We start from the raw sequence: 19,939 nt of genomic DNA, 5'->3' as shown, positions 1-19,939 counted from the left end.
TAAAAAGCAAGTGAAGCTAAATGCCGTGCTTCACTTGCTTTTTTCTGTTTGAAAAGCGTGTCAAACCAAGGTTTTAGAAGAAATGCAACAATATTGTTTAACAAAGCCAAAGTTGTAAAAAGATTTATTGTGTCAGAGAATTGAAACCTTTTTGTCATTTAATCGTAATAATGCATAGGGAAATATGTTTCGAAGAAAGGAGATATTATGATTAGTTTAAAGAGAATTTATACAATTATTGGTCTAGTTGTTGCCATTGCTGTATTAAGTGTGGTGGCGTTTACGACCTGGTACACGGTAGATGAATCAGAGCAAGCTGTTATTTTAACCTTTGGAAAAGTAGAGGAAGGAATAACAGAGCCTGGTTTGAATTTTAAATTGCCTTGGCCCATCCAAAGTGTTGAGAAGCTATCAAAAGAAACGTTTAGCCTTCAATTTGGATTTGAAGAAAAGGATGGGGAAATCGTTGATTTTCCTAATGAAACAAAAATGATTACTGGGGATGAAAATATTGTCCTTGCTGACTTAGTTGTCCAATGGAAAATAACAGAGCCAGGGAAGTATTTGTTCAATGCAGATAATCCTCGTGAAATCCTCCGGGATGCAACCTCTGCTTCATTAAGAAGCATTATTGGAAGCTCCGAAATTGATGATGCGTTAACTTCTGGAAAAGCAGAGATTGAGGCGGAAGTTCGAGATCTGCTTGTAACCTTAGTTGAAAAATATGATATCGGCATTTCTGTTCTTGGGGTTAAACTACAGGATGTTGAGCTTCCGAATGATGAAGTTCGCCAGGCATTTACACAGGTGACCGATGCTCGGGAAACGATGAATACAAAGATTAACGAAGCAAATAAATATAAGAATCAGAAGGAAAATGAGGCGAAAGGGGAAGTAGAAGCGATCCGTTCCAGGGCGCAAGGGGAAAAAACTGCCCGTATCGAAGCTGCCCATGGTAGTGTTGCCGTCTTCAATGAATTATATAAGGAGTACAAAAACAATCCACAAATTACAAGACAGCGTTTAGTGTTAGAAACGTTAGAGCAAGTTCTTCCAGGGACTGAAATTTACATTATGAATGATGATGGTAACACAATGAAGTATTTCCCAATTCGTCCACTTGAAAATAATCAACCGAAAGCAGAGGAAAAAACAAAAGAGGAGCAAACAAAAGAAGAAGGGAGTGGGAATCAATAATGAGTGATCAAAATGTTATTGATATGAACGAGCGTGGTGGCAATGGTAATGGCCGCTCCTATATTAAGCTTGGAATTATTGCAGTTGTCGTGATCGGGATTCTTGCTCTTGCTTTAACAAACGTTTTTGTTGTAAAGGAAGGAGAGTACAAGGTTGTTCGCCAATTTGGAGAGGTTGTTCGCATTGACGACACACCTGGGATTTCTTTTAAAATTCCTTTTATCCAGTCGGTGACTTCACTGCCGAAATATCAAATGGCCTATGATGTAAATGAGGCAGAAATCAATACAAAAGATAAAAAGAGAATGCTTATTGATAACTATGCTGTTTGGAGAATTGAGGATCCGAAACTAATGATTTCAAACGCAAGAACAGTTGTCAATGCTGAATCACGTATGGAAGAGTTTATTTATTCCGTTGTTCGTACCGAGTTAGGGCAATTAAATTATGATGAAATTATCAATGATGAAAAATCATCTCGTGGCTCATTAAATGACCGAATTACAGAAAAAGTAAATGAACTGTTAGAAAATGATAAATATGGAATTGTCGTTACAGATGTCCGTATTAAACGAACAGATTTACCAGTTGAAAACGAGCAATCTGTTTTTACAAGAATGATTTCTGAACGTCATTCAACTGCTCAAGATTACTTATCTAGAGGGGATGCGGACAAAAACAAGATTGAAGCGGAAACCGATCGAGTCGTTCGTGAAATGCTTTCCAAAGCACAGGCTGAAGCTGAGAAAATTCGTGCAGAAGGGGAAGCAGAAGCAGCCAAAATCTATAATTCAGCTTTTTCAAAGGACCCAGAATTCTACTCTTTATTTAGAACTCTTGAATCCTATAAGAAAACGATTAATGATCAAACAGTGATTGTATTACCGTCTGATTCACCGTATGCACGACTTTTAATGGGATATACCGAATAATTATTAGCCGTTATTTTTCCTTCTTTATATTCTCATGATAGAATATAAGGAAGAAAATAACGGCTTTTTTTATGAAAGGTGAGGTATGAATAGATGTCTAAAAAACTTGTTTTAATTGATGGGAATAGTATTGCTTATCGTGCTTTTTTTGCACTGCCCCTATTGAACAATGACAAAGGAATACATACAAACGCTGTTTACGGCTTTACCATGATGCTGATGAAGATTTTGGAAGAAGAGAAACCGAGTCATATTATGGTTGCTTTCGATGCTGGAAAGACCACGTTCAGACATAAAACATATAGCGAATATAAAGGCGGGAGACAAAAAACACCACCGGAACTCTCTGAGCAATTCCCTTATATTCGTGAATTGTTGGATGCATATCGAATCCCACGCTATGAACTGGAGAATTTTGAGGCAGATGATATTATTGGAACCCTGTCATTAAAAGCTGAACAGGATGGTTTTAATGTGAAAATAATTTCTGGAGATAAGGATTTAACCCAGCTAAGTTCAGAAAAAACAACTGTGGCCATCACACGCAAGGGGATCACTGATATTGAAGAATATACGCCGGAACATATTATGGAGAAATATGGTCTGACTCCAGAACAAATTATTGATATGAAGGGCTTAATGGGAGATAGCTCAGACAATATTCCTGGAATTCCTGGTGTAGGAGAAAAGACAGCGATTAAGCTGTTAAAGGAGTTCCAGACTGTTGATAATTTGTTAAATTCGATTGAACAAGTAAGTGGAAAAAAACTGCAGGAAAAAATTGCAGAATTTCAGGAACAGGCTCTAATGAGCAAGGAATTGGCGACTATTATTCGAGATGCACCTGTTGAAGTGGAGATTAGTGAGATTGAATATGAATCGTTTGAGCCGGAAAATGTAGTCAAACTCTTTAAAGAATTAGGCTTTAATTCCCTCTTAGAGAAGCTTGATTTTGTTGAAGAGAGTAAGCCGTTAGAGGAAATTGAATATAAAATCGTACAGGAAGTAACGGCAGAGCTCTTTACCGACGAATCCGCCTTTTATGTTGAAATTCTTGAGGATAATTATCATTATGCCCCCATTATAGGCTTTGCCATCGTTCATAAAGAGGGGAGCTACTTTTTATCAGCAGATTTGGCTTTAAAGTCCGATGCTTTTAAAAAATGGGCAGAGGATGAAAAAAAGAAAAAATGGGTCTATGATGCGAAACGCTCTGAAGTTTCTTTAAGGCATCATGATATTCATTTAAAAGGAGTTGAATTTGATTTATTAATCGCTTCTTATTTATTAAACCCGTCTGAAACAATTGATGACATTGCTTCTGTTGCACATTCATATGGTTATCGTAATGTAGAATCGAACGATGCTTTTTATGGAAAAGGGGCAAAGAGAAAGATCCCAGAAGAGCAGCTTCTTGCAGAGCATTTAGTGAGAAAAGCCATTGCCTTATTTGAGCTAAAGCCAATCTTGGAAGAAAAACTAGAAGAAAACGAGCAATCTGACCTCTTCTTTGAGCTAGAAATGCCTTTATCCCTTATTTTGGCGGATATGGAATCGACCGGGATAAAGATCGATTTACAGCGTCTGCGCAATATGGGGGAGGATATCAATGGGCAATTGGTTCAAATTGAGAAAAGAATATTTGAACTTGCCGGCGAGGCTTTTAATATTAATTCACCAAAGCAATTAGGAATTATTTTATTTGAGAAATTACAATTACCAGCAATTAAGAAAACGAAGACAGGTTACTCGACCTCTGCAGATGTATTGGAAAAATTGGAGAACGAACATGACATTATCGGCGAGATCCTTCATTATCGACAACTTGGGAAGCTGCAATCAACGTATATTGAAGGACTATTAAAGGTTGTTAATCCTGAGAATGATAAGGTTCATACTCGCTATAATCAAGCACTTACACAGACGGGAAGACTGAGCTCAACTGATCCGAATTTGCAAAATATCCCTATTCGTCTTGAAGAGGGAAGAAAAATTAGACAGGCGTTTATTCCGTCTGAACAGGATTGGGTCATTTTTGCTGCAGACTATTCTCAAATTGAATTGCGTGTATTAGCCCATATAGCGGATGATGCAAAGTTAATTGAAGCTTTCAAGGAAGGTCTTGATATTCATACGAAAACAGCGATGGAAGTGTTTCACGTTTCACAAGATGAGGTAACAGCCAATATGCGTCGCCATGCCAAGGCCGTTAACTTTGGAATTGTTTACGGAATTAGTGATTATGGTCTTTCACAAAGCTTGAATATTACAAGAAAAGAAGCAGGGAAATTTATTGAGAAATATTTAGAGAGCTATCCTGGTGTTAAGAATTACATGGAAGAAATCGTACAGGATGCAAAGCAAAAGGGGTTTGTTTCTACCTTGCTTCAACGCCGAAGATATTTACCGGAGATTACGAGTCGGAATTTTAATATTCGCAGTTTTGCTGAAAGAACTGCAATGAACACACCAATTCAAGGAAGTGCGGCAGATATTATTAAAAAAGCAATGATCGATATGGCTGCACGGTTGGATGAAGAAGGCTTAAAAACGCGACTCCTTCTCCAAGTTCACGATGAATTAATTTTTGAAGCACCGAAGGAAGAAATCGAGATATTAAAAGAAATGGTTCCAGAAGTGATGGAGCAAGCGGTACAATTAAAAGTTCCGCTTAAGGTCGATTTTTCTTACGGTCCTACTTGGTTTGATGCAAAATAAATGAATAGAGGATGAGAGAGAATGCCTGAATTACCAGAGGTTGAAACGGTTCGAAGAACGCTCGAACAGCTTGTAATAGGAAAGGTAATTAAACGAGTTTCTGTAACTTGGCCAAAAATGATAAAAAGACCAGTAGAGGTTGAACAGTTTAAGGACGCTCTTGTTGGACAGGCCATTGAGGAGATCGGTCGCAGAGGAAAATTCTTGCTCATCTATACACCCGACTTTGCACTCGTTTCCCACTTGCGCATGGAAGGAAGATACGGACTTTTTACTCCTGATGATGAAATTGATAAACATACACATGTTATCTTTTATTTTACGGATGGCACCCAATTACGGTACCGGGATGTGAGGAAATTTGGAACGATGCATTTATTTAAAAAAGGGGAAGAGCTTAAAGAGCTTCCGTTATCGCAGCTTGGTCCTGAGCCTTTCTCCCCTCAATTCACGGTTTCCCGTATGAAGGAAATGCTGGCAAAAACGAATCGAAGCATTAAAACGGTATTACTTGATCAGAAGCTTGTCGTGGGCTTAGGGAATATTTATGTAGATGAATCATTATTCAAAGCAGGCATTCACCCTGAAAGGACCGCTAATTCCTTATCGCAAAAAGAACTTGTTCAATTACATGCTGAAATCGTGAAAACGTTGGAGGAAGCCGTTGAAAAAGGAGGAAGTACGGTTCGCTCCTATGTAAATACCCAGGGCCAAATCGGCATGTTCCAACTGGAGTTATATGTTTATGGTCGAAAAGGAGAGGAATGTAAAGTTTGTTCGCAAGAGTTAGAAAGGATTGTTGTTGGCGGCAGGGGAACAGTTTTCTGTCCGCAATGTCAAAAGAAACAGAAATGATAATTTTGTTAAGTATGCTATCTTTCTCGTTTATTTGCGGGCTTTAATTCGCATCCGCTGAATCTAATATTAACATTGGAATGGCTCCTTCCATATACTATCTTAGCTTTTTGATGGGAAGGAGCTTATACCAGTGTTTACATTTTCACTTATTCTACTCGCATTTGCGGTAAGCTTAGATAGTTTTAGCGTCGGTTTTACTTATGGATTGCGAAAAATGAAAATCCCTTTTAAATCAATTATCGTCATTGCATGTTGTTCCGCAATAACGTTAATTGCTGCAATGGCAGTGGGAAAGGTAATTGAAACCTTCCTTTCCCCTGACATGGCTGAGAGGATCGGGGGAATTGTTCTCGTCTTATTAGGTGGATGGATTTTGTATCAATTTTTTCGAACAGAGAAAACGAAAGAGGCGCTCCCCCATGAAAAAATGATTGTTAATTTTGAAATTAAATCATTAGGGCTTGTGATCAACATTTTAAAGAAACCGATGTCTGCTGATTTTGATCGATCAGGTACGATTACTGGAATTGAAGCATTTGTTCTTGGATTAGCGCTGTCTCTTGATGCTTTTGGGGCGGGTATTGGGGCAGCTATGCTTGGTTATTCACCTTTCGCCTTGGCGGTTACAGTGGCTGTAATGAGTTCGCTCTTCGTAACCGTTGGGATGAAGGTTGGTGCTATGCTTTCGAGAAATAGTGTTCTGCAAAAATTTTCGTTTATCCCTGGAATTCTGCTTATTTTTATTGGGATTTGGAAATTGTAATGAGCTATTGATGTACAAGGAGCGGCAGTTAAAGACAAAGTGAGGAATCGTTATGGCGATCGTCGTAGGATTAACCGGTGGAATTGCTAGTGGAAAAAGTACTGTATCCAATATATTGAAGGACCATGGAGTGCCGATTATTGATGCGGATTTAGAGGCCCGTTTGGCTGTAGAAGTAGGGGAACCAGCTTACAAGGAAATTGTTTCCTATTTCGGTCAAGATATTTTGCTGAAGAATCAAGAAATAGATCGAGCGAAATTAGGCGCGATTATTTTCAATCATGAAGAAAAGAGGTTGAAATTAAACAGCATAGTCCATCCTGATGTTCGAAGAAGGATGAATGAAAAGCGTGAGCATGCTGTGAGTGCAGGCGAAAAACTGATCGTTTTGGACATTCCTCTTTTATTTGAAAGTAAATTAACGCATATGGTCGACAAAACCCTGCTTGTTTTCGTGAGTGAAGAAACGCAATTAAAAAGATTGATGGCGCGCAATCAATTCACCGAAGAAGAGGCTCTTGTTCGAATACAATCGCAAATGCCTTTAAAAGATAAAATTAAATTAAGTGATGCCGTCATTGACAACAATGGAACGATCGAGGAGACAAAAAAGCAATTAAATGCAATCCTTGAACAATGGGGACTTGATATTAAGATTTAAAACTTTTAATGCCTTAAGCCTGTAGCCAAGTTCGTTGTAAGTGGGACTTGTCTACAGGCTTATTTACATATGAATAGACTTAATCTCTAAATTGAAATTCATCTCATCATTTCTTACCACAGAATACTGCTGGTAACCTCGTAATTGTATTTCATAATTTTTTAAGATATTAAAAGTGTTCGGTGAGAACCTTTTTTAAGAATGAATTCATGTTTTTTTCCATTTTTATTTGCTCAATTATGGAAAATCCTTCAGTGAAAATGATCAACTCCAATTTTCTTCCATCCAGGTTTTCAACATATAAGGCTTGGTTTAAGACAAAAGCGGTAGAACCACCCTTCATTCCAAGATGAGCATATATTTCCTGATTTGAGACATTCACTTTCATTGGCCATTCCATAATATTGCGGAGGATGTCTTCACCGCCTGGGAGCGTGGCCGTATCATTGGAAATGGCGCTCATAACCTTTCCATAGTCTTCTACTGTTGCATTAGATAGACGGTCAGACCATATTTTCTGTAAATCCATAGGAATTGAAACAGAGCCGTTGAAAAAATCGGCTTTTCTATGCTTTAACAAATGGTGAATCTCCCAAGAGAGCTCTCTATAATCTTCAAGTGACAAAGATTGTAATCTTTCTATTAATTGGCTGGTACTCCATTTTTTATCCTCAATAGCATTTAGATAAGTAGGTACTAATAATGATGAAACTAGTGGATAAACTGGATCGTGATTTTCTAGACCTAAAGATTCTATCACATGATTAATCGATTCAGGACCTAATTTATCGAGTAAAAAATCAGTATTTGCATTGGAGCTGAACATAATCATTCCCTTTGCAATTTCCTGTAAAGAAACTGCATCATTTTTGATTGGGCCTCCTTCCTTCATTTCTTTAAGCCAATTTGGATGAGCTCCACCATCTGTGTTGGCAAGGTAAAACTTTTCTAATTCTACTAATGGAATTTGTTCGTCAGGGTCGATTTTTCCTTCCACTACTTGATTGGCAAATTCAATAGCAATGATTGTCTTCACCACACTTGCAAGAGGACGTTTTACTTCCCCTTGTTTGCTTATCAAATTTTCTCCATCTACACTTAAATGCATGGAAGCTAAATCTGGATTCTTATCAATATAGGTCTGGACATAATCTGGATCATCGTGAAATAAGTAATAAGCCAAAGCAGAAAGAATAAGTACAGCCATTCCAGTAATAATTAATCCCGTTTTTGTGTAGGTGGATTTGTCAGCAAGAATGGTTACGATAATAATGAAAACGATCGGCATTATTGGCGGGGTGTAAAAAATTTCAATTGCAACAATGGCAATGATGATAGAGAACATGACAATAATAGTCTGGATGATATTCCAGGTACTCCTTTTCTTAGCTGAAAGTAATGGAAATGCAGTTAGGAGGAAAATTCCAATAAAAATAATCCATAAATAAAGGGTCATGATAAAAATCCTTTCTGTTTAATTAAAGAACTACTTACCAATTTAGAGAATCTGTTTAATTATACGAGTAACGTCTTAAAGGGTTTCACTTTTTGGAGTTTCGGGAACTGTAAGAGTAGTTGAAAACGGCTTATTAACCGAAATTAGAAGAATTGTAGGGCATATATAGTTAACTTGAATGATCTTTAGAACGATTTTTCTTGATTTCCGCATTTAATTCATCACAAATACTCTTAATTGTGTTATACTAATCGTGATAAAAAGTTCATAAGTATAACATTTATTCGAGAGGAGCCGTAAGATGAAGGCAAAAATTGCGATCAATGGGTTTGGAAGAATTGGCAGAATGGTATTTAGAAAAGCCATTCTTGAAGATAGTTTAGAAATTGTAGCGATCAATGCCAGCTATCCAGCGGAAACGTTGGCACACTTAATAAAGTATGACACCAATCATGGGAAATTCGAAGGCAACATTATCGCAGAAGACAATGCCTTAGTCGTAAATGGTAAACGAGTCAAATTATTAAGCAATCGTAACCCTGTCGAGCTTCCTTGGGAGCAGTACGGGATTGATATAGTCATTGAAGCAACGGGGAAATTTAATGCAAGAGACAAAGCAAGCCTACATTTGCAGGCAGGAGCAAAGAAAGTCATTTTAACGGCACCTGGAAAAAATGAAGATGTGACCATTGTCATGGGAGTAAATGAAGAAGTTCTTAATCTGGAAAGACATGATATTATTTCAAATGCTTCTTGTACAACCAATTGCTTAGCTCCTGTTGCCAAAGTATTAGATGAACAATTTGGAATTGTTAACGGATTGATGACAACTGTTCACGCGTATACAAATGACCAAAAAAATATTGATAATCCGCATAAGGATTTAAGGCGTGCAAGAGCCTGCGCCCAATCGATTATTCCAACCTCAACTGGTGCTGCCAAAGCATTATCGCTCGTACTTCCAAGTTTAAAAGGGAAGCTGCATGGAATGGCTTTACGAGTTCCAACTTCAAATGTGTCGTTAGTTGATCTCGTTGTTGATCTTAAAAGAGAGGTCACTGTTGATGAAGTGAATAATGCGTTCTTATCAGCCTCAAAAGGGGCTTTACAGGGGATACTGGATATCACTGAAGAACCGTTAGTGTCCGTTGATTTTAATACGAATGAGCATTCAGCGATTATTGATGGCTTATCAACAATTGTTATGGGTGCAAATAAGGTGAAAATACTAGCTTGGTATGATAATGAATGGGGCTATTCTTGCCGCGTTGTTGATTTAACAAAACATGTTGCCCGTGCCCTGCTCCAGAAAACCGAAGTAAAAGTGAGTTAATAGATGCCTAGACTATGAGTCCCTCAATCTTTTGAGCGGACTTTTTCTCTGTTTCGGTAATGACAAAATGTAAACAATGTCTATAACTCTAAATCAGTTTGTCCTCGTCTAGATTCGGCACTTAGGCTCTATCACGTACGATAAGACAACCAGAGATGCTGGCACATAGGGTTTCCTATAGTTCCTACCTGAATGGTCCGATTTTTACGGGTCTGAGCAAAGCGCCTGCGCTTTTGTACTGTTTTCCGGAATTGTAGGGTGAAATTCCGGAATTAATGCAATTTTTTCGGAAATACATCTGCTTTTTCCGGAATTAAGCAGAAAAATTCCGGAATTATTCACGATTTTTCCGGAATTCACCTACATTTAAGTAGTACACACGATTTGTTCCTTAATACAAACAAATTTCCCCCTATATATTGCAAAAGAAATACAAACAAAGTATACTATTCCACGTGAACTTCATGAATGAAGGAGCTGGTTGCTACTTAAAGGGTTAGGACCTCTTTGGACTAACTTTCCCCCGTGGTAGTGATCGTCCACTAGAAAAATTCATGTGTTTTCGTAAAAAGCCAAAAGGGGGAAATTGGATATGGAAACAATGGGTCGTCATGTTATTTCGGAATTATGGGGATGCGATTTTGAAAAGTTAAACGATATTGAACAAATTGAACGGATTTTTGCAGATGCAGCATTAAAGTCAGGTGCTGAAATTCGTGAAGTTGCTTTTCATAAATTTGCTCCACAAGGCGTGAGTGGAGTTGTGATTATTTCAGAGTCGCATTTAACGATTCACAGCTTTCCTGAACATGGCTATGCCAGCATTGACGTGTACACATGCGGGGAAATGGATCCTAATATAGCTGCCAATTACATTGCAGAGGCGTTAGGAGCTAAGACTCGTGAAAATATTGAACTCCCGCGTGGGATGGGTCCTGTTCAAGTAAAACAGAAAATTAATCTTTAGTTTGAGACGTAAATCAATGTGAAGGCATGCAGTAAATAAAGTTTAGCGAGCGCAAGAGGTGTTTGATACACCTCTTTTTTTAATTTCCCCTCTATTACTTGTGCTACTTTCACCTTTTTAATAAGATATATTTATAAGACTGTTTTTATACAGGTTGTGGTCTTGCCCGGGTTCGTTTCGACCGTTTGCATTCCACTAAAGTATAATTGCACGGATATAGTAGTAGGCACTTTTCTTATTCTTTCATTCTTATGAACTAAAATCCTTTCATAATGCATAACCGCCAATTAAAAAACGATCATGATATTTCTTTTACTAATGAGATTTTTTCCTAATCGAATGACATTTGTTTTTCATGTTCTAGAAAATGGCAGGGTTCGTAGCTGTGGATCACTTATTTTATAGGGTACTTACGGGAAGCATAACAAGCTTCAGGCCCAGTGAAAATCAGTATTTGGACAACCGGCCATTACGAACTTCGCAACTGTTTATTTTCAATAGGAGAATTGTTTGAGAAAAGAGCCAAAAATAAAGATTTTCAGAATTCGGAGCTGATTGTTGTATGAAATGTCCTTCATGCCAAAATAGTAATACGCGCGTCCTTGATTCTCGTCCAGTAGATGATGGCCGTTCCATTCGACGCAGAAGAGAGTGTGAACGCTGTTCTTCACGTTTTACCACCTTTGAGAAGGTTGAAGAAATACCTTTGATTGTTGTGAAAAAGGAGGGTACACGGGAAGAGTTTAGTCGTGATAAAATATTGCGCGGCTTAATAAAAGCCTGTGAAAAGCGTCCTGTTGCCCTGCAAAAATTAGAGAACATTACTGCTGAGGTAGAAAAGGAGCTTCGCAGTCAAGGGGTTTCTGAAATTGATAGCGAGGTTATCGGTGAAATGGTGATGGAGCGTCTTGCCAAGATCGATGATGTTGCTTACGTTCGCTTTGCTTCGGTATATCGTCAATTTAAGGACATTAATGTATTTATCGAGGAGCTTAAAGAGCTTATAAAAAAAGAACAGTAAATCTCAGCCAAGGAGCGAAAGGCCAAACGGCATTTAAGAATGAACAAACCCTTTGGCTTTTTTTCTTATTAGCTTTAAAAGGAAAGGTTGGAACACAAATGGCCCAGCATTGGAAAGAGATGTTGCCAATTGATCGATATACAGTGGCCTGTAATGGAGTACTCCACGAATATGACCGAAAGATCATTACGTTGTTGTATCAGCCTTTAATTGGTCCCGTATCAATGAGTTTATATATGACGTTGTGGGCTCAGGTTGAAGAAAATAGATTATGGTCGCAAAGTAATTCCCATCATAGTCTTATGAGCTTTATGGATCTTCATTTAAAGTCCATCTATGAAGCTCGCCTTAAGCTTGAAGGGATCGGGCTGCTTAAAACCTTCGTTCAAGAAGATGAAGGCTCCCGTTCATTTGTCTATGAGCTTCAACCACCTCTGCCTCCTGAACAATTCTTCTTAGATGGCATGTTAAATATTTACTTATATCAAAAGGTTGGAAAAACGCAATTTACAAAATTAAAAAAGTTTTTTTCTGATAAAGTGCTTCCTGCTGAGACTGAAGGTTATGAGAATGTTACGAGAGCATTTCAGGATGTCTATGATTCTGCCACCCCAGAGAATTTTCAATTGATGGGTGAAGTTCTTAATCAAGGAACTGATGAGGCATACATAGGACGAGTTGTTCAAAAAGGGATACAAGTTGAAGCTGATGAAAGCTTTGATTTTGAACTACTGATGGCTGGTTTATCAGAATCGTTAGTTCCGAAAAAAGCATTTACTGTAAAGGTGAAAAATGCGATCAGCAATTTATCGTATCTTTATGGTATTGATTCTCTGCAAATGAAAAACCTAGTCATATCAGCAATGGACGAGTTGGAGGGGAAAATAAACATCGAAGAGCTGCGCAAAGCTGCTCGGGATTGGTATCAGCTTGAGCACCAAGATAAGCTCCCGGTATTAGTAGATAGAATCCAGCCAGCACTGAAAAAATCCAATGTAGATGAACCGAAGACAAAGGTCGAGAGGCTTATTCAGTATTTAGATACGACATCTCCAAGACAGCTCCTGAGTGATATTTCAGGTGGGACGGTGCCATCTAAAGCCGATCTGAAAATTATAGAAGATGTAATGTTTAAACAAAAGCTTTTACCTGGAGTCGTCAATGTTCTGATTCAATATGTATTATTGAAAACAGACATGAAGCTAACGAAGGCGTATGTCGATAAAATTGCCTCCCATTGGGCTCGAAAAAAAATCTCTACTGTTAAAGACGCCATGGATTTAGCCATTAAAGAGCATCGTCAGTATTTAGAATGGGCAGATAATAAAAATACGAAATCTGATTCAAGGAGAAAACCAATAAGAACAGAAGCGTTACCAGATTGGTTTGATGAAAAGGAAGTTGCTTCTGCTTCTACCCCGTCCAATCAGGATGCGCAACTTGAAGATAGGAAACGGGCGTTAGAAGAACGATTGAAAAAATATAAAAAATAAGGAGGTGCCCTCCTCAGGTGGAAAGAATAAATGAGACGTTAAACAAACTGGGAAACAGTATGGGTTTCCAAGAACGTTATAAAAAAATGAGACAGGAAATCCTTCAAAACCCTTATGTTCGCGAATTTCTTGTTCGCCATGAAGAAGAGCTGACACCAGACATGATCGAAAGGAGTTTGATGACTCTTTACGATTATGCACAGCAGAGTAAACATTGCCAAGATTGCCCGAGCCTTGGAGAATGCCAAAACCTGTTGAAGGGCTATCATCCTCAGCTTGTGATTGGAAGAGGGGCGATTGATATTTATTATGATCGCTGTCCGCGAAAGATTATGGACGATGAGAAACGAAAAAGTGAAAAGCTGATTCGAAGCATGCATGTTCCAAAGGATATTATTCGTGCATCTTTTGCCGATATTGATTTGCTTGATGGTAGTCGCATAGAAGCTGTCGAGCGAGCAGAGCAATTTGTTGAAAATTATGATCCGAATGGAAAACAAAAGGGTCTCTATTTTTACGGGAAATTTGGAGTAGGGAAATCCTTTTTATTAGGAGCCATTGCCAACGAGCTCGCTAAAAAAAATGTGTCGTCAATAATTGTGTATTTTCCAGAGCTATTGAGAGAATTGAAAAATTCGATTGGTGATTCCACATTAAACGAAAAAATTGAAACAATCAAAAAGCAGTCGGTGTTAATGATTGATGATATTGGGGCCGAAACGATGTCAAGCTGGACTCGTGATGAAGTATTAGGGCCTATATTGCAATTTAGAATGCAAGAATACTTGCCAACTTTTTTCAGCACGAATTTTGATTATGATGGACTTGAACACCATCTCACATACAGCCAGCGCGGTGAGGAAGAAAAAATGAAAGCTCGCCGCATTTTAGAACGAATTCGCTTTTTAACAGACCCGGTATTAGTGGATGGACCCAACCGGAGAAGGTAGAATAATTTAGGAGAAGTTGATACAAAAGTCGATTGTAAAAAGACTTTTGTACCAGCTTCTTTTTCGTTTAAAGAGAATTAATTCGATCACTTCTATTTTTGTGCAAATCCCCATATACATGTTACAGAGATTGGACTAGTTCAGGACGGAATAGTTCAAGAGGAGATTGTTAAAGGGGGGATTTGGTTGGCTGAAATTACATTTCAAAATAAAGAGGATGCTAGCCAGTTTCACAATTACATACAACATCAAGTGCAAACGATATCTTTAAACGAGAAAATAACTCTTCAAAATGAAGATGATAATAAAGCGAAGGTGAAAATCGACAAGGACATAAAGGAATTAGTTGAAGCAAGTAAAGTGGCATTCCTCCAATTTATTATAAAAATTAAGCTTCATGACTGGTTTAGAATGATCTTAAAGGAAAAATTTTTTTATGAAGATGAGGATGAGATCCAGCAAATTTTGGATATCATTTACTCTATTATTGAAGGAGAACGGGAAGATTTAGAGACGTTAATTCATGATATAAATATGAACCAGCAAATGGAAAAGGCGGTTTCGCAAATATTTGATGAGCAGTATTCCTTTTCGTTTGATTCCTTTGTGAGATTTAGAATGCGCCCATATATGGAGCAATTAGAAAAATATGTGGAAATCTCAATTGATGAATATAAAATGGAGCAAGAATATCAGATGTTCATTCAAACATTACGTCAGTTTATATCTGAAAGAGCACCAAAAATAGAACAGCTCCATTTATATGTTGGTGATGTTGTTACGTTCTATGATCAATATTTTTCTGAAATTAAAAGAGCTGAACTCGTTCGCATGATCGACCGAAAACTGATTTCGAATCATCCGGTTTATATTGATTCAGTCACAATTGCACCGCTTCTTTCCATATCCCCATCGAAAATTTATGTGTATACAGATGATGAGGAGGAGCCTCTTGTCCGGACGATACAAAATATATTCGAAGAACGTGTCCGCTTGAGAGCAGTGGACGATTTTCAGCAGTTTAAAAATAACTTTTTTGAGGGATGATTTTTTTGAACAAAACTTGATTTTCCTAAATTAAACTACTATAATTACCTACATAATGATTCATGTACAATTGAATGTCATAAAGTTGCGATGAGGATATGGGTATTCTTTAACCGGTTAATAGAGAGGGAAGACTAGGCTGGAATCTTCCTAATACGAATCGAATGCTTACCACCTCTGAACTTCAACCATGAATTTAGCCAAGCTATTAGTATTGGTTGACGGTCAAAACCGTTATTTTGTCGCTAAAGTCATTTTTTCGCTGTTTTTGAAAAAATGAGAATTTGGGTGGAACCACGTGTTAATCATGATAACTCGTCCCTGTTTGAGGGACGGGTTTTTTATGTTGCAAATGGTTTTGTCTAAACTGATATGTATATTTAAGTATTAGTTAAGTTCGGCATTTTTCGCAGTTGTTCCAAAGATATAGCGAAATGATTATCAAAAGGAAATACGGTATGCGAGAAAGCCTTATATCTCAAGGGAGGAAAAGAAAATGTCAGATGTGATTAAATTATCGTTTCCAGATGGTGCTGTAAAGGAGTTTCCATTTGGGACAACAACTGAAGATGTAGCTGCATCGATTAGTCCTGGGCTAAAGAAGAAAGCTATTGCCGGAAAACTAAATGGAGCGTTGTATGATCTTCGTCGGCCAATTGAAGAGGAAGGTGCGATTGAAATCGTGACAGTTGGAAGTGAAGAGGCTTTAGAAGTGCTGCGCCATAGTACTGCCCATTTAATGGCCCAAGCAATCAAGCGTTTATATAAAAATGTCAAGCTTGGAGTCGGTCCAGTTATTGAAGGTGGATTTTACTATGACCTTGATTTAGAACAATCTATCACACCGGAAGATCTTCCACTTATTGAAAAAGAAATGAAGAAGATCATTAACGAAAACATTGAAGTAGTTCGTAAGGAAGTTAGTCGTGATGAGGCGATTCAGCTTTATAAGGAAATTGGTGATGAATATAAGCTAGAATTAATTGACGCTATTCCTGCGGATGAGAAGGTAACAATCTATGAACAAGGTGATTTCTTTGACCTATGTCGTGGTGTTCATGTTCCTTCTACAGGAAAAATTAAGGAGTTTAAGCTTTTAAGCATTGCTGGTGCATATTGGCGGGGAGATAGCAATAATAAAATGCTCCAAAGAATTTATGGTACAGCTTTCTTTAAAAAGGAAGATTTGGACGAGCATTTACGCCTGCTTGAGGAAGCAAAGGAACGGGATCACCGCAAAATTGGAAAAGAGCTTAACCTGTTCACAAGCTCTCAATTAGTCGGTCAAGGGCTGCCGTTGTGGCTTCCAAAAGGGGCAACGATTCGCCGTACAATTGAGCGCTATATTGTCGATAAAGAAGTGCGTTTAGGGTATGACCATGTGTACACACCAATTATGGGCAGTGTTGAGCTTTATAAAACTTCTGGCCACTGGGCTCACTACGTGGAGGATATGTTCCCGCCGATGGAGATGGATAACGAACAGCTCGTTCTGCGCCCGATGAACTGTCCGCATCATATGATGGTTTATAAGCAAGGAATTCATAGCTACAGAGAGCTGCCGATCCGCATTGCTGAGCTTGGAACAATGCACCGTTATGAAATGTCTGGTGCTCTATCAGGATTACAGCGTGTCCGTGGCATGACGTTGAATGATGCTCACGTGTTTGTTCGTCCAGATCAAATTAAAGATGAGTTCAAGCGCGTCGTAAATTTAATTTTAGAAGTATATAAAGACTTTGATATTAATGACTATACATTCCGGTTATCGTACCGTGACCCAGCCGATACTGAGAAGTATTTTGACGATGATGAAATGTGGGAAAAAGCTCAATCGATGTTAAAAGAAGCGATGGATGATCTAGGCCTAGATTACTTTGAAGCTGAAGGAGAAGCGGCGTTCTACGGACCGAAGCTCGATGTTCAAGTTAAGACAGCACTTGGAAAAGACGAAACGCTTTCAACTGTTCAGTTAGACTTCTTATTACCTGAACGTTTTGATTTAACATACGTTGGGGAGGATGGAAAGCAGCATCGTCCCGTCGTTATCCATCGCGGAGTCGTATCGACAATGGAACGTTTTGTCGCTTTCTTAATCGAAGAATATAAAGGCGCGTTCCCAACTTGGCTGGCTCCTGTTCAAGTTCAGGTCATTCCAGTATCACCAGATGTCCATTACGATTATGCTAGGGATATTCTTGACCAACTGAAGGCTGAAGGGTTCCGTGCTGAACTTGATGACCGCAATGAGAAAATGGGTTATAAGATTCGTGAGGCGCAAATTCAAAAAATTCCATACATGCTTGTTGTAGGAGATAATGAAATGGCGGAGAAGGCTGTTAATGTCCGCAAATATGGAGAGCAAAAGTCTGAAACGGTTCCATTTAAAGAGTTTTTGGCGGCGTTAAACAAAGAGGTGGCACGGCTATAAGCTTATTTTATGTGTGTGGGGCTGACCCAATTGAGTCCTTCCGTTGATGAAATAAGCCCAAAATCATTTTAACAACAATTCTATTTAACAAAGCCTAAAATAAGAGCATCCGGCTCGTATAAAAACGATTTCTAAAAAAATACAAAGCATTGTATTCAGTTAAAATAAAAAAGTTGTTGCCAAGCTCTTAAAATTTTGATAAGATGTTTTTTGTCATTGCAATTTAGATAGTTGCTTGGAACAAGAAGTGTTACATTGACAGGTAGCATCGTTTATTGTAAAATAGTTGGGTAACTGAATACGAGTTTAGGGAAAAGAAGAGGCACCCGCTTCTCACCTGATTGACGCAAAAGCGCAGTTGGCAGGTTTTACGAACATAATTATTTGTTTACGTTTGTTTTCGTAAAGTGTGGGTGTTTCATGCATCCACACTTTTTTATTTGCGAATTAAGGTAAACACTGCGATTCAACTCTTGAGTCATGCGATAATTTGGAATCGGTGCAATTATTGATCGTTTATGTTGGAAAATTCTTGACCCAAACGTTGTGTTCGTAAAAATTCTTGGAGGTGTCTAACTATTAGCAAAGACATGTTATTGAATGAAGGTATTCGTGCCCGAGAAGTTCGTCTTATTGACCAAAATGGCGAGCAGCTTGGAATTAAGTCAAAAAACGAAGCACTTGAAATTGCTGCACGTGTGAATTTGGATCTTGTACTCGTTGCACCGAATGCGAAACCGCCAGTAGCTCGTATTATGGACTATGGTAAGTTTAAATTCGAACAACAGAAGAAGGAAAAAGAAGCACGCAAGAACCAAAAAATTATCAATGTTAAAGAAGTTCGTTTAAGCCCAACAATTGATGAGCATGACTTTAATACAAAGCTACGAAATGCTATTAAATTTTTAGAAAAAGGCGATAAGGTAAAAGCATCGATTCGATTTAAAGGTCGTGCCATTACTCATAAAGAAATCGGCCAACGTGTTTTAGTCCGTTTTGCGGAAAGTTGCAAAGAGGTTGCGACTGTTGAATCTCATCCAAAGATGGATGGAAGAAGCATGTTTATGATGCTTGCCCCTAAAAACGAAAAGTAATTAAGGAGGAAATTCCAAATGCCAAAAATGAAAACTCACCGCGGCGCTGCAAAGCGTTTCAAGAGAACAGGATCTGGTAAACTGAAGCGTTCTCATGCATACAGAAGTCATATGTTTGCGAACAAATCTCAAAAACAAAAGCGTAAACTTCGCAAAGGAACTCTTGTTTCTTCTGGCGATTACAAGCGCATCCGTAATTTATTAGTCAATCTTAAGTAAACTTAGAATATAGGAGGGAAATAGAATGCCACGTGTAAAAGGCGGTACAGTTACTCGCAAACGTCGTAAAAAAGTTTTAAAATTAGCTAAAGGTTATTTCGGTTCAAAACATACATTATATAAAGTTGCTAACCAACAAGTAATGAAATCATTAATGTACGCTTATCGTGACCGTCGCCAGAAAAAGCGCGACTTCCGTAAGCTTTGGATTACTCGTATTAATGCTGCAGCTCGCTTGAACGGACTTTCTTACAGCCGTTTAATGTTTGGTTTAAAGCAAGCTGGTATTGAAGTTAACCGTAAAATGCTAGCTGACTTAGCTGTTTCAGATGAAAAAGCATTTGCTGAATTAGCATCTGTTGCAAAGCAAAACTTAAGTAAATAATTTTATAAGTGAAAATCGACTACTGTCGCTCTCGCTTATTTCAATAAAGCCATTCTCTCCAGTGAGAGGATGGCTTTTATGTATCTTTTGAGAAAGGAATGGAAAGTGATGCATGAAGCGATAATTTACATAATAGCGATCAATGTGATGGGACTATATCTAATGTATAGTGATAAAAAAAGAGCGAAGAAAAATGAATATCGTATTAGTGAAAAAACATTATGGACAGTAGCGCTAGTAGGCGGTGCTTTTGGAATGACAGTAGGAATGAACTGGTTTCGTCATAAAACAAAGCACATCGTGTTTAAATGGGGGTTTCCAGCATTGGCGTTGCTACAGATAGGGATGCTCGGATATTTTCTTTTTGAATAATGCTCATTCAATGTTTTTGTCATAAAAGCTAAAATAAATTGA

Annotated in this window: 18 protein-coding genes and 1 other annotated feature; of the genes, 17 read left to right on the top strand and 1 reads right to left on the bottom strand. The window is 38.1% G+C overall.

What is annotated here, in order from left to right; all coding sequences use genetic code 11:
* Positions 1-207 precede the first annotated feature (207 nt).
* The 6 genes from hflK to coaE all read left to right on the top strand — a co-directional run bounded on the left by hflK (position 208) and on the right by coaE (position 7,129).
* Positions 208-1,197, top strand: a complete 990-nt coding sequence (gene hflK, locus FCJ93_RS14065) for an FtsH protease activity modulator HflK (RefSeq protein WP_095307895.1) — start codon at positions 208-210, stop codon at positions 1,195-1,197.
* Positions 1,197-2,129 carry a protease modulator HflC gene (gene hflC / locus FCJ93_RS14060; protein WP_095307893.1) on the top strand — a complete coding sequence of 311 codons (933 nt, stop codon included), beginning with the start codon at positions 1,197-1,199 and terminating at the stop codon, positions 2,127-2,129. The genes hflK and hflC overlap by 1 nt, the downstream gene beginning before the upstream one ends.
* Before the next feature lie 93 nt (positions 2,130-2,222).
* On the top strand, positions 2,223-4,847 hold the full coding sequence (gene polA, locus FCJ93_RS14055) for a DNA polymerase I (protein ID WP_095307891.1): 2,625 nt from the start codon (positions 2,223-2,225) through the stop codon (positions 4,845-4,847).
* A 21-nt stretch (positions 4,848-4,868) separates the two neighbouring features.
* Positions 4,869-5,702 (top strand): DNA-formamidopyrimidine glycosylase, encoded by an 834-nt coding sequence (gene mutM, locus FCJ93_RS14050; protein WP_095307889.1) that lies wholly within the window; start codon positions 4,869-4,871, stop codon positions 5,700-5,702.
* A gap of 133 nt (positions 5,703-5,835) precedes the next feature.
* Entirely contained in the window at positions 5,836-6,468 is a 633-nt protein-coding gene (gene ytaF / locus FCJ93_RS14045) for a sporulation membrane protein YtaF (protein ID WP_095307887.1), read from the top strand.
* Positions 6,469-6,520: 52 nt separating this feature from the next.
* A complete protein-coding gene (coaE, locus tag FCJ93_RS14040) occupies positions 6,521-7,129 on the top strand; it encodes a dephospho-CoA kinase (protein ID WP_095307886.1) in 609 nt (202 codons plus the stop codon).
* Positions 7,130-7,298: 169 nt separating this feature from the next.
* Here the strand turns inward: coaE and FCJ93_RS14035 are convergent, their stop codons facing one another.
* A complete protein-coding gene (locus tag FCJ93_RS14035) occupies positions 7,299-8,585 on the bottom strand; it encodes a serine hydrolase (RefSeq protein ID WP_095307884.1) in 1,287 nt (428 codons plus the stop codon).
* A 301-nt stretch (positions 8,586-8,886) separates the two neighbouring features.
* On the opposite strand from FCJ93_RS14035, the gene FCJ93_RS14030 reads away from it, so the two are divergent.
* From FCJ93_RS14030 to FCJ93_RS13980, 11 genes are all read left to right on the top strand, one after another.
* Complete coding sequence (locus FCJ93_RS14030) at positions 8,887-9,918, top strand: glyceraldehyde-3-phosphate dehydrogenase (protein WP_095307883.1); 1,032 nt, start codon at positions 8,887-8,889, stop codon at positions 9,916-9,918.
* A gap of 592 nt (positions 9,919-10,510) precedes the next feature.
* Complete coding sequence (gene speD / locus FCJ93_RS14025) at positions 10,511-10,885, top strand: adenosylmethionine decarboxylase (protein WP_095307881.1); 375 nt, start codon at positions 10,511-10,513, stop codon at positions 10,883-10,885.
* A 562-nt stretch (positions 10,886-11,447) separates the two neighbouring features.
* A complete protein-coding gene (gene nrdR / locus FCJ93_RS14020) occupies positions 11,448-11,906 on the top strand; it encodes a transcriptional regulator NrdR (protein ID WP_095307879.1) in 459 nt (152 codons plus the stop codon).
* 98 nt (positions 11,907-12,004) lie between these two features.
* Complete coding sequence (locus FCJ93_RS14015; protein WP_095307878.1) at positions 12,005-13,399, top strand: replication initiation and membrane attachment family protein; 1,395 nt, start codon at positions 12,005-12,007, stop codon at positions 13,397-13,399.
* Positions 13,400-13,416: 17 nt separating this feature from the next.
* Entirely contained in the window at positions 13,417-14,349 is a 933-nt protein-coding gene (gene dnaI, locus FCJ93_RS14010) for a primosomal protein DnaI (RefSeq protein ID WP_137743970.1), read from the top strand.
* A gap of 186 nt (positions 14,350-14,535) precedes the next feature.
* Positions 14,536-15,396: a putative sporulation protein YtxC gene (gene ytxC, locus FCJ93_RS14005; RefSeq protein WP_137743969.1), complete on the top strand. Its 861-nt coding sequence runs from the start codon at positions 14,536-14,538 to the stop codon at positions 15,394-15,396.
* A 496-nt stretch (positions 15,397-15,892) separates the two neighbouring features.
* On the top strand, positions 15,893-17,827 hold the full coding sequence (gene thrS / locus FCJ93_RS14000) for a threonine--tRNA ligase (protein WP_095307872.1): 1,935 nt from the start codon (positions 15,893-15,895) through the stop codon (positions 17,825-17,827).
* A 308-nt stretch (positions 17,828-18,135) separates the two neighbouring features.
* Positions 18,136-18,271, top strand: a sequence feature (ribosomal protein L20 leader region).
* A 146-nt stretch (positions 18,272-18,417) separates the two neighbouring features.
* Positions 18,418-18,921: a translation initiation factor IF-3 gene (infC, locus tag FCJ93_RS13995; protein WP_095307815.1), complete on the top strand. Its 504-nt coding sequence runs from the start codon at positions 18,418-18,420 to the stop codon at positions 18,919-18,921.
* A gap of 18 nt (positions 18,922-18,939) precedes the next feature.
* Entirely contained in the window at positions 18,940-19,140 is a 201-nt protein-coding gene (gene rpmI, locus FCJ93_RS13990) for a 50S ribosomal protein L35 (protein ID WP_009333215.1), read from the top strand.
* A gap of 25 nt (positions 19,141-19,165) precedes the next feature.
* Positions 19,166-19,525, top strand: a complete 360-nt coding sequence (gene rplT, locus FCJ93_RS13985) for a 50S ribosomal protein L20 (RefSeq protein ID WP_095307813.1) — start codon at positions 19,166-19,168, stop codon at positions 19,523-19,525.
* A gap of 78 nt (positions 19,526-19,603) precedes the next feature.
* Entirely contained in the window at positions 19,604-19,897 is a 294-nt protein-coding gene (locus tag FCJ93_RS13980) for a DUF1294 domain-containing protein (protein ID WP_373315016.1), read from the top strand.
* Positions 19,898-19,939 lie beyond the last annotated feature (42 nt).

Origin of the sequence: Robertmurraya siralis, assembly GCF_005502275.1 — a bacterium.
Taxonomy (GTDB): Bacteria; Bacillota; Bacilli; order Bacillales; family Cytobacillaceae; genus Robertmurraya; species Robertmurraya siralis.
The sequence above is the reverse complement of the archived record's forward strand: the minus strand, read 5'-3'. Positions and strand labels throughout refer to the sequence as shown.